This is a genomic window from Pseudomonas sp. NPDC086581, from assembly GCF_044746165.1.
Lineage (GTDB): Bacteria > Pseudomonadota > Gammaproteobacteria > Pseudomonadales > Pseudomonadaceae > Pseudomonas.
In genome coordinates this window covers 303,771-317,661 of sequence record NZ_JBIVBR010000003.1, presented here as the reverse complement: position 1 = coordinate 317,661, position 13,891 = coordinate 303,771, and the positions used below count along the sequence as shown (strand labels likewise).

Sequence of the window (13,891 nt, the reverse complement as noted above, 5' to 3'; positions counted from 1 at the left end):
ATTGATCCCTGTAGCTTTGCGGACAGCCCCGGTACAATCCGGGGCTTGCCGTTTTTCGCGTTTGCCAAGGACCACCATGACCGCCACCTTCGTTCACCTGCGTCTGCACACCGAATTCTCCCTGGTCGACGGCCTGGTACGGGTCAAGCCGCTGATCAAGGCGGTCGGCGGGGCGGGTATGCCGGCGGTGGCGGTGACCGACCTGAGCAACATGTGCTCGCTGGTGAAGTTCTACAAGACGGCCATGGGCGGCGGCATCAAGCCGATCTGCGGCGCTGACATCTGGCTGGCCAACCGTGACGAGGACGGCCCGCTCACTCGCCTGACCCTGCTGGCGATGAACGCCAAGGGCTACCGCAACCTGACCGAGCTGATTTCCCGCGGCTGGCAGGAAGGTCAGCGCAATGGCGAGATCATCATCGAGCGGCAGTGGGTGAAGGAGGCCGCCGAGGGCCTGATCGCGCTGTCCGGTTCCAAGGAAGGCGAGATCGGCATGGCGCTGCTGGAGGGCGACGACGCCCTTGCGGATTCCCTGTTGGCCGAGTGGCTGGAGGTCTTCCCGGATCGCTTCTACCTGGACATCCAGCGCACCGGTCGTGTGAACGACGAAGAGCACGTGCATGCCGCCGTGGCCCTGTCCGAGCGCAGCGGTGCACCGCTGGTGGCGACCAACGACGTGCGCTTCGTCAAGCAGGAAGACTTCGAAGCCCATGAAACTCGGGTGTGCATCGGCGAAGGTCGCGCCTTGGATGACCCGCGCCGGTCGCGCAGCTATTCCGACCAGCAGTATCTGAAAAGTCCGGAGGAAATGGCTGAGCTGTTCAGCGATATCCCCGAGGCTCTGGAAAACACTGTCGAGATCGCCAAGCGCTGCAACATCGACGTGCAACTGGGCAAGTACTTCCTGCCCAACTTCCCGATCCCCTACGACGACATGGACATCAACCAGTACCTGCGCCATGTTTCGTATGAGGGCCTGGAAGAGCGCCTGGCGGTGCTCTGGCCGAAGGAAACCACGCCCAATTACGAAGAGAAGCGGCAGATCTACGTCGATCGTCTGGAGTTCGAGCTGGGCACCATCATCCAGATGGGCTTCCCCGGCTACTTCCTGATCGTGATGGACTTCATCAAGTGGGCCAAGAACAACGGCGTGCCGGTCGGTCCGGGCCGGGGCTCGGGTGCCGGCTCGCTGGTCGCCTACGTGCTGAAGATCACCGACCTCGACCCGCTGGCCTATGACCTGCTGTTCGAACGTTTCTTGAACCCCGAACGTATTTCCATGCCCGACTTCGACGTCGACTTCTGCATGGAGGGCCGCGACCGGGTGATCGACTACGTGGCCGGTGCCTATGGCCGCAACGCGGTCAGCCAGATCATCACCTTCGGCTCGATGGCGGCGAAGGCGGTGGTGCGCGACGTCGCGCGGGTGCAGGGCAAGTCCTACGGCCTGGCCGACAAGCTGTCGAAGATGATCCCCTTCGAAGTGGGCATGACCCTGGAAAAGGCCTTCGAGCAGGAGGAGATGCTTCGCGATTTCCTCAAGTCAGACGATGAAGCCCAGGAGATCTGGGACATGGCGCTCAAGCTCGAAGGCGTCACCCGTGGTACCGGCAAGCACGCCGGTGGCGTGGTGATCGCGCCGACCAAGCTGACCGACTTCGCCCCCATCGCCTGTGACGAAGAGGGCGCCGGCCTGGTGACCCAGTTCGACAAGGACGACGTGGAAGCCGCCGGCCTGGTGAAGTTCGACTTCCTCGGCCTGCGTACCCTGACCATCATCAAGTGGGCGATGGAGATCATCCACCGCATCCAGAAAAAGGCTGGCGAGACCGATCTGGTCGATATCGACCGCATCCCGCTGGACGACAAGAAGACCTACGACCTGCTGCAGAAGGCAGAAACCACTGCGGTCTTCCAGCTTGAATCGCGCGGCATGAAGGAGCTGATCAAGAAGCTCAAGCCGGACTGCCTGGAAGACCTCATCGCACTGGTGGCGCTGTTCCGTCCCGGTCCGCTGCAGTCGGGCATGGTGGACGACTTCATCAACCGTAAGCACGGTCGGGAAGAAATCTCCTATCCGCACCCGGATTACCAGTACGCCGGCCTCGAGCCCGTGCTCAAGCCCACCTACGGCATCATCCTGTACCAGGAGCAGGTGATGCAGATTGCCCAGGTGATGGCGGGCTACAGCCTCGGCGGCGCGGACATGCTGCGTCGCGCCATGGGCAAGAAGAAGCCCGAGGAAATGGCCAAGCAACGCGGTGGCTTCATCGAAGGTTGTGCCAGCAACGGCATCGACGCCAACCTGGCGGGCAACATTTTCGACCTGGTGGAAAAGTTCGCCGGCTACGGCTTCAACAAGTCGCACTCGGCCGCCTACGGCCTGGTGTCGTACCAGACCGCCTGGTTGAAGACCCACTGGAAAGCCCCGTTCATGGCCGCGGTTCTTACCGCGGATATGCAAAACACCGACAAGGTGGTGACGCTCATCGAAGAGTGCCGCCACATGAAGCTGCGCATCCTGGCGCCGGATGTGAACAACTCCGAGTTCCGCTTCACCGTCGACGAGGACAACCAGATCGTCTACGGCCTGGGCGCGATCAAGGGCGTCGGCGAAGGTCCGGTGGAAGCCATCACCGAGTGCCGCAACGAAGGCGGGCCGTTCAAGAACCTGTTCGACTTCTGCGACCGTATCGACCTCAAGCGCGTCAACAAGCGCACCCTCGAAGCGCTGATCCGCGCCGGTGCCCTGGATCGTCTTGGCCCGCACTTCCATGAAGAGCAGAAGGCCTACCACGCCCACGTCGACATCAACCGCGCCGTATTGCTGGCGTCCATGGAAGAAGCCGTGAAAGCCGCCGAGCAGACCTCGCGCAGCAATGACAGCGGCCACATGGACCTGTTCGGCGGTGTGTTCGCCGAGCCCGAGGCCGATGTCTACGCCAACCACCGCAAGGTCAAGGAGCTCAACCTCAAGGAGCGCCTGAAGGGCGAGAAGGACACCCTCGGCCTTTACCTGACCGGTCACCCGATCGACGAGTACGAAGGCGAGGTGCGACGTTTTGCCCGCCAGCGCATCGTCGAACTGAAGCCCGCGCGCGACACCCAGACTGTTGCCGGCCTGATCGTCAACCTGCGGGTGATGAAGAACAAGCGCGGCGACAAGATGGGCTTCGTAACCCTGGACGACCGCTCCGGCCGCATCGAAGCCTCGCTGTTCGCCGAAGCCTTCGCCGCCAACCAGGCGCTGCTGCAGACCGATGCGCTGGTGGTGATCGAGGGCGAAGTCAGCCAGGACGATTTCTCCGGCGGCCTGCGCCTGCGCGCCAAGCGCGTGATGGGCCTGGAAGAGGCGCGCACCTCGCTGGCGGAAAGCCTGCGCGTGCGCGTGCATGCCGATGCGCTGAAGGGCGACCGTCTGCGCTGGTTGGCTGACCTGTGCACCCGTCATCGTGGCAGTTGCCCGGTCACTGTCGACTACAGTGGCGAGCAGGCGCGCGCCCTGTTGCAATTCGGCGAGCAGTGGCGGATCGACCCCGCAGACAACCTGATTCAAGCGTTGCGTGACCAGTTCGGCCGCGACAACGTCTTCCTGAACTACCGCTAGCGTGAGCGGTGGCCGAAGGCCGCCCGCCCGCCAGTCTCGACCCTCGGCGCCCGATACCGTAAGGTAGGGCGCCTACGGACCAGGCCCAGCCGCCAACAGAACGACGGATAGCCCATGAACCCGAATTTTCTCGATTTCGAACAGCCCATTGCCGACCTGCACGCCAAGATCGAAGAGCTGCGGTTGGTCGGTAACGACAACGCCCTGAACATCACCGACGAAATCTCCCGTCTGCAGGAGAAGAGCAAGGCGCTGACCGAGAACATCTTCGGCAACCTGTCCAGCTGGCAGATCGCCCAGCTCGCGCGCCATCCGCGTCGCCCCTACACCCTGGATTACATCGAGCACATCTTTACCGAGTTCGAAGAGCTGCACGGGGACCGTCACTTCTCCGATGACGCTGCGATTGTCGGCGGCGTCGCCCGCTTGGAAGACCAGCCGGTGATGATCATCGGCCACCAGAAGGGTCGTGAAGTGCGCGAGAAGGTTCGCCGCAACTTCGGCATGCCGCGGCCGGAAGGCTATCGCAAGGCCTGCCGCCTGATGGAAATGGCCGAACGCTTCAAGATGCCGATCCTGACGTTCATCGACACTCCCGGCGCCTACCCGGGCATCGACGCCGAAGAGCGCGGCCAGAGTGAGGCCATCGCCTGGAACCTGCGCGTCATGGCACGTCTGAAAACCCCGATCATCGCCACCGTGATCGGCGAAGGCGGCTCCGGCGGCGCCCTGGCCATCGGTGTGTGCGATCAGCTGAACATGCTGCAGTACTCCACCTACGCGGTGATCTCGCCCGAAGGTTGCGCCTCGATCCTCTGGCGTACTGCCGAGAAGGCGCCGGAAGCGGCCGAAGCCATGGGTATTACCGCCAACCGTCTGAAGGACCTGGGTATCGTCGACAACGTCATCCCCGAGCCGCTGGGCAGCGCCCACCGCGACCCGGCTGCCATGGCCGAGACCATCCGCACGTCCCTGCTCGGCCAGCTCGATACGCTGAACCAACTGAGCACCGAAGAGCTCCTCGCGCGTCGCTACGAGCGCCTGATGAGCTACGGCGTCGCCTGATCGACACCTTCGGCGCAGCGCGGGTGACGAGGTATCCTTGCCTCGTCCCCGACCCTGCCGATCTGCGCCATGTCTGCTGATTTTCCATCCCGACTGCTGACTTTTCTCGCGCCCTGGCGCAACGCACCGACGTGGCGTGTCGCCTTGTCCGGCGGGCTGGATTCCACCGTTCTCCTGCATCTTCTGGCGCAACTCGCTGCCCGCGAGGCCTTGCCGCCCATCTCTGTCATTCATGTACACCACGGCCTGCAGGCTGCCGCTGATGCGTGGCCGGAACATTGCCAGCGTTTCTGCGACTCCCTTGGTGTGCCGATGCAGGTGGCGCGGGTTCAAGTCGATATCGGCGCCAGCCGCGAGCGCGCGGCGCGCGAGGCGCGGTACGCGGCTTTCGCTGCGGCGCTGGGGGAGGGCGAATGCCTGCTGACCGGCCAGCACCGTGACGATCAGGCGGAAACCGTTCTGTTCCGGCTGTTTCGTGGTGCCGGTGTGCGCGGTTTGTCCGGTATGGCGGCCAGTCGTCCGCTCGGCGCTGGAATGCTGCTGCGTCCGCTGCTGGGGTTCAATCGCGCGGAGCTGGAGCGGTACGCCCGCAGCCATGGGCTGAGTTGGGTAGAGGACCCGTCCAATGTCAGCGACGAATACGATCGCAATTACCTGCGCAACAGGGTGTTGCCGGGCATTGTCCAGCGCTGGCCCTCGGCCGTCGAAACCATTGCCCGCAGCGCGGATCACCTGGCGGAAGCCGACGGGCTGCTGGGGGAGTTGGCGCAGAACGACCTGGTTTCCGCCGGGGCGCGCAACGAATACATCGGTATGCAATTGCCCTCGCTGGCCATCGCCGCATTGGTGGAGCTGAGCGAACCTCGCCAGCGCAATGCGTTGCGCCATTGGCTTTCACCTCTGGCACGCTTGCCTGACAGCGTTCACTGGGCCGGCTGGCGAGATCTGCGCGACGCCCGCGAGGACGCTGAGCCGATCTGGCGCCTCGCCGATGGCGAACTGCGCCGTGCTCATGGGCGGCTCTGGTGGTTGGCCAATCCCTGGCTCGGTTTCGTGCCAGCGAATAAGGCTTGGCGCGATCCGTCGCAACCGCTTTCGCTACCGGAGAATGGCTCGCTGCGTTTCGAGGGCGAACCGCCGGACGGGCCCCTGGAGGTTCGCTACCGGCAGGGCGGGGAGGTCATGCTGCTGGCCGGTCGAGGCTCCCGCGATCTCAAGCGCTTGCTCAACGAAGCGGCCATTCCGGTCTTCCTGCGCGCTCGTTTGCCGCTGCTCTGGCGAGCCGACGAACTGCTTGGCGTGGCCCTGCTGCCGGACCTGCGGGGAGAGGCAGGGCAGGGCTGGACTCTGCGCTGGACACCTCCGACGAATGACTCGGGTTTGAGCTGATAGCGGCTTTCCGGTAGACTACGCTCCCGTCTTGTACAGCTCCTGTTGATTCGCCCGCGAATCAGTGGGAGTTCGCTATTTTCACGACGAAGTCGTGAGCCGGGTCTTGTACCCGACACCTTCGCTTCCCCGGCGGCCGAGCCGCCTAAACGCTGACATTCAGGGCTTTTCATGACGCGCTACATCTTCGTCACGGGTGGTGTTGTTTCTTCATTGGGGAAAGGCATCGCCTCGGCTTCCTTGGCTGCCATTCTGGAAGCGCGTGGCCTGAAGATCACGATGCTCAAGCTGGACCCCTACATCAACGTCGATCCGGGCACCATGAGCCCGTTCCAGCACGGTGAGGTGTTCGTCACCCACGACGGTGCCGAGACCGACCTCGATCTGGGCCACTACGAGCGTTTCGTTCGTACCACGATGACCCAGAACAACAACTTCACCACCGGTCGCGTCTACATGGACGTGCTGCGCAAGGAGCGCCGTGGTGACTATCTGGGCGCCACCGTACAGGTGATCCCGCACATCACCGACGAGATCAAGCGTCGCATCATCAAGGGCGCCGGCGATGCCGACGTTGCCCTGGTTGAAGTCGGCGGCACCGTCGGTGATATCGAGTCGCAACCCTTCCTCGAGGCCATCCGCCAGCTGCGCGTGGAGATCGGTTCGCGCCGCGCCATGCTGATGCACCTGACGCTGGTCCCGTACATCGCCACCGCTGGCGAGACCAAGACAAAGCCGACCCAGCACTCGGTCAAGGAACTTCGCTCCATCGGCCTGCAGCCGGACATCCTGGTCTGCCGCTCCGATCACCCGGTGGATATTTCCTCCCGACGCAAGATCGCCCTCTTCACCAACGTGGAAGAGCGCGCGGTCATTTCGCTGGAAGACGTCGATACCATCTATCGCATTCCGTCCGTGCTGCATGCCCAGGGCGTTGACGATTTCGTCGTCGAGCGCTTCGGCCTGGAGTGCGGCCCGGCCGATCTGTCCGAGTGGGACCGCGTGGTCGACGCCAAGCTCAACCCCGAGCGTGAAGTCACCATCGCCATGGTCGGCAAGTACATGGAACTGCTCGATGCCTACAAGTCGCTGATCGAAGCCATGACCCATGCCGGCATCCAGAGCCGCACCAAGGTCAACCTGCGCTACATCGACTCCGAGGACATCGAGCAGCAGGGCACCAGCCTGCTCGAAGGCGCCGACGCCATCCTTGTTCCGGGCGGCTTCGGCCTGCGCGGCGTGGAAGGCAAGATCACCGCCGTCCAGTACGCCCGTGAGAACAAGATTCCGTACCTGGGCATCTGCCTGGGCATGCAGGTGGCCGTCATCGAATACGCCCGCAACGTGCTGGGCTGGACCGATGCCAACTCCACCGAGTTCGACAAGTCCAGCGGCCACCCGGTCGTCGGCCTGATCACCGAATGGCAGGACGCTACCGGCGCCACCGAAGTGCGCACCGAAGCTTCCGACCTGGGCGGCACCATGCGCCTGGGCGCCCAGGAATGCCTGCTGTCCGCCGGCACCCTGGTGCACGACTGCTACGGCAAGGAAGTGATCGTCGAGCGTCACCGTCACCGCTACGAAGTGAACAACAACCTGCGTCCGCAACTGGAAGCCGCTGGCCTGAAGATTTCCGGCCGCTCCGGCGACGGTGCGCTGGTGGAAGTCGTGGAAGCGCCGGACCATCCGTGGTTCGTGGCCTGCCAGTTCCACCCGGAATTCACTTCCACCCCGCGTGATGGCCACCCGCTGTTCAGCGGCTTCGTCAACGCCGCCCTGAAACAAGCCGGGAAAGCCTGAACATGAGCCAGAAGATCATCCGCGTCGGTGATATCCAGATCGGCAATGACCTGCCGTTCGTGCTGTTTGGCGGCATGAACGTGCTGGAGTCGCGTGACCTGGCGATGCAGGTCTGCGAAGAGTACGTGAAGGTCACCGAGAAGCTCGGTATCCCTTACGTGTTCAAGGCCAGCTTCGACAAGGCCAACCGTTCCTCGATCACTTCGTTCCGTGGTCCGGGCATGGAAGAAGGGCTGAAGATATTCGAAGAGATCAAGAAGACCTTCAACGTGCCGGTCATCACCGACGTGCACGAGCCCTATCAGGCCGCTCCGGTGGCCGAGGTCTGCGACATCATCCAGCTGCCGGCTTTCCTGTCCCGGCAGACCGATCTGGTCGTGGCCATGGCCCAGACCCGCGCGGTGATCAACATCAAGAAAGCCCAGTTCCTCGCGCCGCAGGAGATGAAACACATTCTGCGCAAGTGCGAGGAGGCGGGTAACGACCAGCTGATCCTCTGCGAGCGCGGCTCCTCCTTCGGGTACAACAACCTGGTGGTGGACATGCTCGGCTTCGGCATCATGAAGCAGTTCGAGTACCCGGTGTTCTTCGACGTGACCCATGCCCTGCAGATGCCGGGCGGTCGCGCCGATTCCGCCGGCGGCCGCCGCGCCCAGGTCACCGACCTGGCCAAGGCCGGCATGAGCCAGGGCCTCGCCGGCCTGTTCCTGGAGGCCCATCCGGACCCCGAGAACGCCAAATGCGACGGTCCGTGCGCCCTGCGCCTGAACAAGCTCGAGCCTTTCCTGTCCCAGCTCAAGCAGCTGGATGACCTGGTCAAGAGTTTCCCCATTATCGAGACTGCCTGAGAATCCGCCCGATGTGCCCCGTAGCGTCAAGCTCGGCGGGGCATCGGGCAGGTTCTGATGTCTCACCAGCCGCCCCGTTTATCTCTATCTTCGGAGTGTTATCAAGAATGGCAAAGATCGTCGACATCAAGGGCCGTGAGGTCCTGGACTCCCGCGGCAACCCGACCGTTGAAGCGGACGTGATCCTGGACAACGGCATCGTCGGCAGCGCTTGCGCCCCGTCCGGTGCATCCACCGGTTCCCGCGAGGCTCTCGAACTGCGCGATGGCGACAAGAGCCGTTACCTGGGCAAGGGCGTGCTGAAAGCCGTGGCCAACATCAATGGCCCGATCCGCGACCTGCTGCTGGGCAAGGACGCGACTGACCAGAAAGGTCTGGATCACGCGATGATCGACCTCGACGGCACCGAGAACAAGGGCAAGCTGGGCGCCAACGCCATCCTGGCCGTCTCCCTGGCTGCTGCCAAGGCCGCCGCTCAGGCCAAGGGCGTACCGCTGTACGCGCACATCGCCGACCTGAACGGCACCCCGGGCCAGTACTCCATGCCGGTTCCGATGATGAACATCATCAACGGCGGCGAGCACGCCGATAACAACGTCGACATCCAGGAGTTCATGGTTCAGCCGGTTGGCGCCAAGAACTTCGCCGACGCGCTGCGCATGGGCGCCGAGATCTTCCACCACCTCAAGGCCGTGCTGAAGGCCCGTGGCCTGAACACCGCCGTGGGTGACGAAGGCGGCTTCGCGCCGAACCTGGCTTCCAACGAAGACGCCCTGGCTGCCATCGCCGAAGCCGTTGCCAACGCCGGCTACAAGCTGGGCGACGACGTTACCCTGGCCCTGGACTGCGCTTCCTCCGAGTTCTTCAAGGACGGCCAGTACGACCTGGAAGGCGAAGGCAAGGTGTTCAGCGCCGAAGGTTTCGCCGACTACCTGGCCGGCCTGACCCAGCGCTACCCGATCATCTCCATCGAAGACGGCATGGACGAGTCCGACTGGGCTGGCTGGAAAGTCCTGACCGACAAGATCGGCGAGAAGGTACAGCTGGTCGGTGACGACCTGTTCGTCACCAACACCAAGATCCTCAAGCGCGGCATCGACGAGAAGATCGGCAACTCGATCCTGATCAAGTTCAACCAGATCGGCTCGCTGACCGAGACCCTGGAGGCCATCCAGATGGCCAAGGCTGCCGGCTTCACCGCAGTCATCTCGCACCGTTCGGGTGAAACCGAGGACAGCACCATCGCTGACCTGGCCGTCGGCACTGCCGCTGGTCAGATCAAGACCGGTTCGCTCTGCCGCTCCGACCGCGTTTCCAAGTACAACCAGCTGCTGCGCATCGAAGAGCAGCTGGGCGCCAAGGCGCCGTACCGTGGTCGCGCGGAATTCCGCGGCTGATCCTAGTCTGGTACGGTGAAGGGGTGGCAGGAGCCACCCCTTTGCGTATGGAGCTGATGGTTTGAGGTTACGTAGCCCTTACTGGCTGTTCGTCGTGCTGATCCTGGCGCTGGCCGGCCTGCAGTATCGCCTGTGGATTGGCGATGGCAGTCTGGCGCAGGTACGCGACCTGCAGAAGCAGATCGCCGATCAGCAGGGCGAGAACGAGCGGCTGCTCGAGCGTAACCGCATCCTCGAGGCGGAAGTCGCCGAGCTCAAGAAAGGCACCGAGACCGTCGAGGAGCGTGCGCGCCACGAACTCGGCATGGTCAAGGACAAGGAAACCCTCTACCAGCTCGCGCAATGACCACACCCGCCTTCTGGGCCGTGATCCCGGCCGCCGGCATCGGTTCGCGGATGCGCGCCGACCGCCCCAAGCAATACCTCGACCTTGCCGGTCGCAGCATTCTCGAACGCACCCTCGACTGCTTCCTCGGCCATCCCCGGCTGAAGGGTCTGGTGGTGTGCCTGGCCGCCGACGATCCCTGGTGGCCGACCTTGCCGAGTGCTTCCAACGAACTGATCCAGCGTGCCGACGGTGGCCGCGAGCGCGCCGATTCCGTGCTCAATGGTCTGCTGCGCCTGACCGAGCTGGGCGCTGGCAGTGACGACTGGGTGCTGGTGCACGACGCCGCCCGGCCGAACCTGGCTCGCGCTGATCTGGATCGCCTGTTGGGCGAGCTGGAGTTTGACGCCGTGGGTGGCCTGCTCGGGGTCCCCGCGCGGGATACCTTGAAGCGTGTTGGCGCAGACGGGCGCGTGCTGGAAACCGTTGATCGCAGCGTGGTCTGGCAGGCTTATACCCCGCAGATGTTCCGCCTCGGCGCGCTGCATCGTGCGCTCGCCGATGCGCTGGTGGCCGACGCGGCCATTACCGACGAGGCTTCTGCCATGGAGTGGGCGGGCTATGCGCCGCGCATGGTGGAAGGGCGGGTAGACAACATCAAGGTCACCACCCCGGAAGACCTGCAGCGCCTGCAGCGTAACTTCTCCAAGCACTGAAGCCCGCCGGCGCCAATGCTCCAGCATATCCGGTCCCTGTAGGAGCGAGGGGGACGCCATCGTTATTGCTCGCGCCCCCCAGCACCGAACCTGTAGGGCGAATAATCTGGAGCAGATTATCCGCCGGCGTTGTGCGGCGGATAACGCTGGCGCGTTATGCGCCCTACGACTCTGGACCGAACCGTAGGAAGCCAATTACCCCAGCAGCGGCACTTCGATCAGGAAGCGGAACAGCGCACCGTGCTGTTCCACCGCCAAACAGTGGTAGCCATGGCGCTTGGTGTCTTCCGGAATGCCGTGCACCGACTGCGAACAGTCGGTGATCACCTCCAGGAGATCGCCTGGTTTGAGCGTCTCCAGGGTTTCCAGGGTGGCGATGGCGTTGTAGGGGCAGTGTTCGCCGCGCAGATCAAGCGACAGCGTCGGCGTCTTGGTGTCGGGCATCGGACGGTTTCCGTTTACGGGTGAAGCGTTGCGCGTTGAGTTGTACCAGCAGCATGCACAGGGCGAGGCCGGCGAAGGTGAACAGCAAGCCGCCGCCGGGGCCGAACTCCTGCAGCAGGTTGAGCTTGGGATAGGGCAGGGCGAGACTGGTGCCGAGCTGGTCCCAGTACACCGCGACCAGGGTGCCGCCGATCACGTTGCCGACGCCTACCACCCAGAAATGCACTTGACCTTCCATCGAGCGGTACATCCAGCCAGTCTCGCACCCGCCGGCGAGGACGATGCCGATCCCGAACAGTACCCCGCCGATCACCGCGTTCGGGCCCATCCAGAAGATCTTCGGCGGCAGGCCGTTGTGGATCGCCGCGAAAGTGCCGACGCAGGCGGCTGCCATGCCCAGCAGGATGCCCAGTGCAGCCTGGGTCCGACCGGTGGTCCAGAGGTCGCGGGCGGCGCTGGTGAAGCAGATCTGCGCGCGCTCGATCAGGCCGCCGAACAGCAGGCCGAACAGACAGGCCATGCCCAGCACCAGCGAGACTTCGAAGCGCCAGGCGGCGAAGATTGCGGCGATAGCCAGCACGCCCATGCCCAGGCGCCATTGCAGCTTGGCGCGGCGTGCCAGGGCCTCGGCACTCGGCAGGGCCGCGGCCTTGCCGCCGACTTTCAACGGGATGCGCAGGAAGGGCAGCAGGCTGATCTTCACGCCGAACCAGGCGCCGATCACGGTGGAGAACATGAAGGCCCAGGCGTGCACCGAAAACATCGGGATGCCGGTGAAGAACGCGGCAAGGTTGCAGCCCATCGCCAGACGCGCACCGAAGCCGGCGATGACCCCGCCGATCAGGCCTTGGAGCAGGCGGCGCTTGCTGGTTGGCCAGCGCAGGCTCACGTTGCCGGCCCAGAGTGCGCAGACCAGTGCACCGAGGAACATGCCGATGATCATCACGCCATCGACACGATCCAGCGGCGTGCCTTGCAGGCCGATGATCTTGAAGTAGCTCCATTCCTGGGGCTGCAGGCTGAACCAGGACAGCACGTGGCCGCCCCAGCGGGTGAACTCGCCGGTGACCGCCCAAAAGGTGCCGGTCATGGCGAAGTAATAGGCGGAGATGACTCCGAGGGCAACCAGGGTCGGCAGGGGCGACCAGAAGCGCAGCAGGTAGCGCTCCCGGAAGGAAGAAAGGGCTGACATCGTGTCGTCCTTGATCCGAAGGGTGGGAAGCCGCCCATTCTAGCCAACGCACCTTTCAGGCGCTTGTTTCAGGGCAACGGAGTGGGTTGAAGATGCTGCAGGCCTTCCTTCAGATGATCCACCAACTGCCGCACCTTGGGCGACAGGTGCCGTTGCTGTGGATAAAGCGCCCAGACTCCCGTGTTGGGCGGCTGGTGCGCATCCAGCAGGGACACCAGGCGGCCGCTGCGCAGGTGTTCCAGTACGTAGTAGTCCGGCAGCTGGCAAAGGCCGAAACCGCGCAGTGCCGCATCGAGCACCGCCTGGCCGCTGTTGCAGCGCCAGTTGCCCTGCACCCGGTGCTGGGTTTCGCGGCCGTCCTCAAGGAAGCTCCATTGGTCGCTGCTGCCCACCAGGCAGTTGTGGTGCGCAAGCTCCGCGACGCTCTGTGGTGCGCCGTGGCGAGCCAGATATTCCGGGGTAGCGCAGAGATACATTACGCGCGGCGCCAGACGCGTCGCCACAAGCCGCGAATCGCTCAGGCGGCCGAGGCGGATTGCGAGGTCGAAGCCTTCGTGGAGCAGATCAAGTTGACGGTTGGACAGCTCGATCTCCACCCGTAATTGCGGAAACTGCGCCATGAACTCGTTTACCAGCGGCACCACGAAGCGCTCGCCGTAAGCCACTGCGCAGGTCATACGCAGCAGTCCCTTGGGTTCGGCGGACAGATCGCTGACCGCACGCAGCGCTTCCTCGCGGGCATCCTGCAGGCGCCGGCAGTGCTGCAGGAAGGTCTGCCCGGCTTCGCTAAGCGTCACCTTGCGCGTGCTGCGGTAGAGCAGGCGCGTCTGCAGGCGCTCTTCCAGTCGCGCAACTTGCCGGCTGACGTGGGACGAAGAAACCCCGAGGCGCTCGGCAGCAGCGGTGAATTGGCCTGTTTCGGCGACGGCGACGAATTCGTCCAGTCCTTCCCAGCGGTGCATCTGGATTGTCCCTGTATGGCAATAATGTTTTGATTATTGCCTGATTATTCCCTGAAACGGGGTTTTCTACACTTCCAAGGCTTTGGGGCGTGCTTTTGCCGCGCTGCCCCGAACGCTCCCCGACGTGGCTCAGGCCCGTCCCGGTT

Annotated in this window: 11 protein-coding genes; 8 read left to right on the top strand and 3 right to left on the bottom strand. The window is 63.9% G+C overall.

The window, feature by feature from the left end:
• The first annotated feature begins 76 nt into the window (after positions 1–76).
• The 8 genes from dnaE (at position 77) to ispD (ending at position 11,147) form a co-directional block, all read left to right on the top strand.
• Positions 77–3,607, top strand: a complete 3,531-nt coding sequence (gene dnaE, locus ACIPK7_RS09010) for a DNA polymerase III subunit alpha (RefSeq protein ID WP_401087241.1) — start codon at positions 77–79, stop codon at positions 3,605–3,607.
• A gap of 114 nt (positions 3,608–3,721) precedes the next feature.
• A complete protein-coding gene (gene accA / locus ACIPK7_RS09005) occupies positions 3,722–4,672 on the top strand; it encodes an acetyl-CoA carboxylase carboxyl transferase subunit alpha (RefSeq protein WP_401087240.1) in 951 nt (316 codons plus the stop codon).
• A gap of 69 nt (positions 4,673–4,741) precedes the next feature.
• A complete protein-coding gene (tilS, locus tag ACIPK7_RS09000) occupies positions 4,742–6,061 on the top strand; it encodes a tRNA lysidine(34) synthetase TilS (RefSeq protein ID WP_401087238.1) in 1,320 nt (439 codons plus the stop codon).
• Positions 6,062–6,232: 171 nt separating this feature from the next.
• Entirely contained in the window at positions 6,233–7,861 is a 1,629-nt protein-coding gene (locus ACIPK7_RS08995; protein ID WP_192431858.1) for a CTP synthase, read from the top strand.
• Positions 7,862–7,863: 2 nt separating this feature from the next.
• On the top strand, positions 7,864–8,709 hold the full coding sequence (kdsA, locus tag ACIPK7_RS08990) for a 3-deoxy-8-phosphooctulonate synthase (protein WP_401087236.1): 846 nt from the start codon (positions 7,864–7,866) through the stop codon (positions 8,707–8,709).
• 107 nt (positions 8,710–8,816) lie between these two features.
• On the top strand, positions 8,817–10,106 hold the full coding sequence (gene eno / locus ACIPK7_RS08985; RefSeq protein ID WP_151186278.1) for a phosphopyruvate hydratase: 1,290 nt from the start codon (positions 8,817–8,819) through the stop codon (positions 10,104–10,106).
• A 61-nt stretch (positions 10,107–10,167) separates the two neighbouring features.
• The gene (gene ftsB / locus ACIPK7_RS08980; RefSeq protein WP_041711814.1) at positions 10,168–10,452 is read left to right on the top strand and encodes a cell division protein FtsB; all 285 of its coding nucleotides are present in this window, start codon (positions 10,168–10,170) and stop codon (positions 10,450–10,452) included.
• Positions 10,449–11,147: a 2-C-methyl-D-erythritol 4-phosphate cytidylyltransferase gene (gene ispD, locus ACIPK7_RS08975; protein WP_401087233.1), complete on the top strand. Its 699-nt coding sequence runs from the start codon at positions 10,449–10,451 to the stop codon at positions 11,145–11,147. Before ftsB ends, ispD begins: the two co-directional genes overlap by 4 nt.
• Before the next feature lie 195 nt (positions 11,148–11,342).
• On the opposite strand, the gene yedF is transcribed toward ispD, so the two are convergent.
• The 3 genes from yedF to ACIPK7_RS08960 form a co-directional block, all read right to left on the bottom strand.
• On the bottom strand, positions 11,343–11,591 hold the full coding sequence (yedF, locus tag ACIPK7_RS08970; RefSeq protein WP_081517905.1) for a sulfurtransferase-like selenium metabolism protein YedF: 249 nt from the start codon (positions 11,589–11,591) through the stop codon (positions 11,343–11,345).
• Entirely contained in the window at positions 11,557–12,783 is a 1,227-nt protein-coding gene (gene yedE / locus ACIPK7_RS08965; RefSeq protein WP_401087231.1) for a selenium metabolism membrane protein YedE/FdhT, read from the bottom strand. The genes yedF and yedE overlap by 35 nt, the downstream gene beginning before the upstream one ends.
• Before the next feature lie 68 nt (positions 12,784–12,851).
• Positions 12,852–13,745, bottom strand: a complete 894-nt coding sequence (locus ACIPK7_RS08960) for a LysR substrate-binding domain-containing protein (RefSeq protein WP_401087229.1) — start codon at positions 13,743–13,745, stop codon at positions 12,852–12,854.
• Between the last annotated feature and the right edge of the window lie 146 nt (positions 13,746–13,891).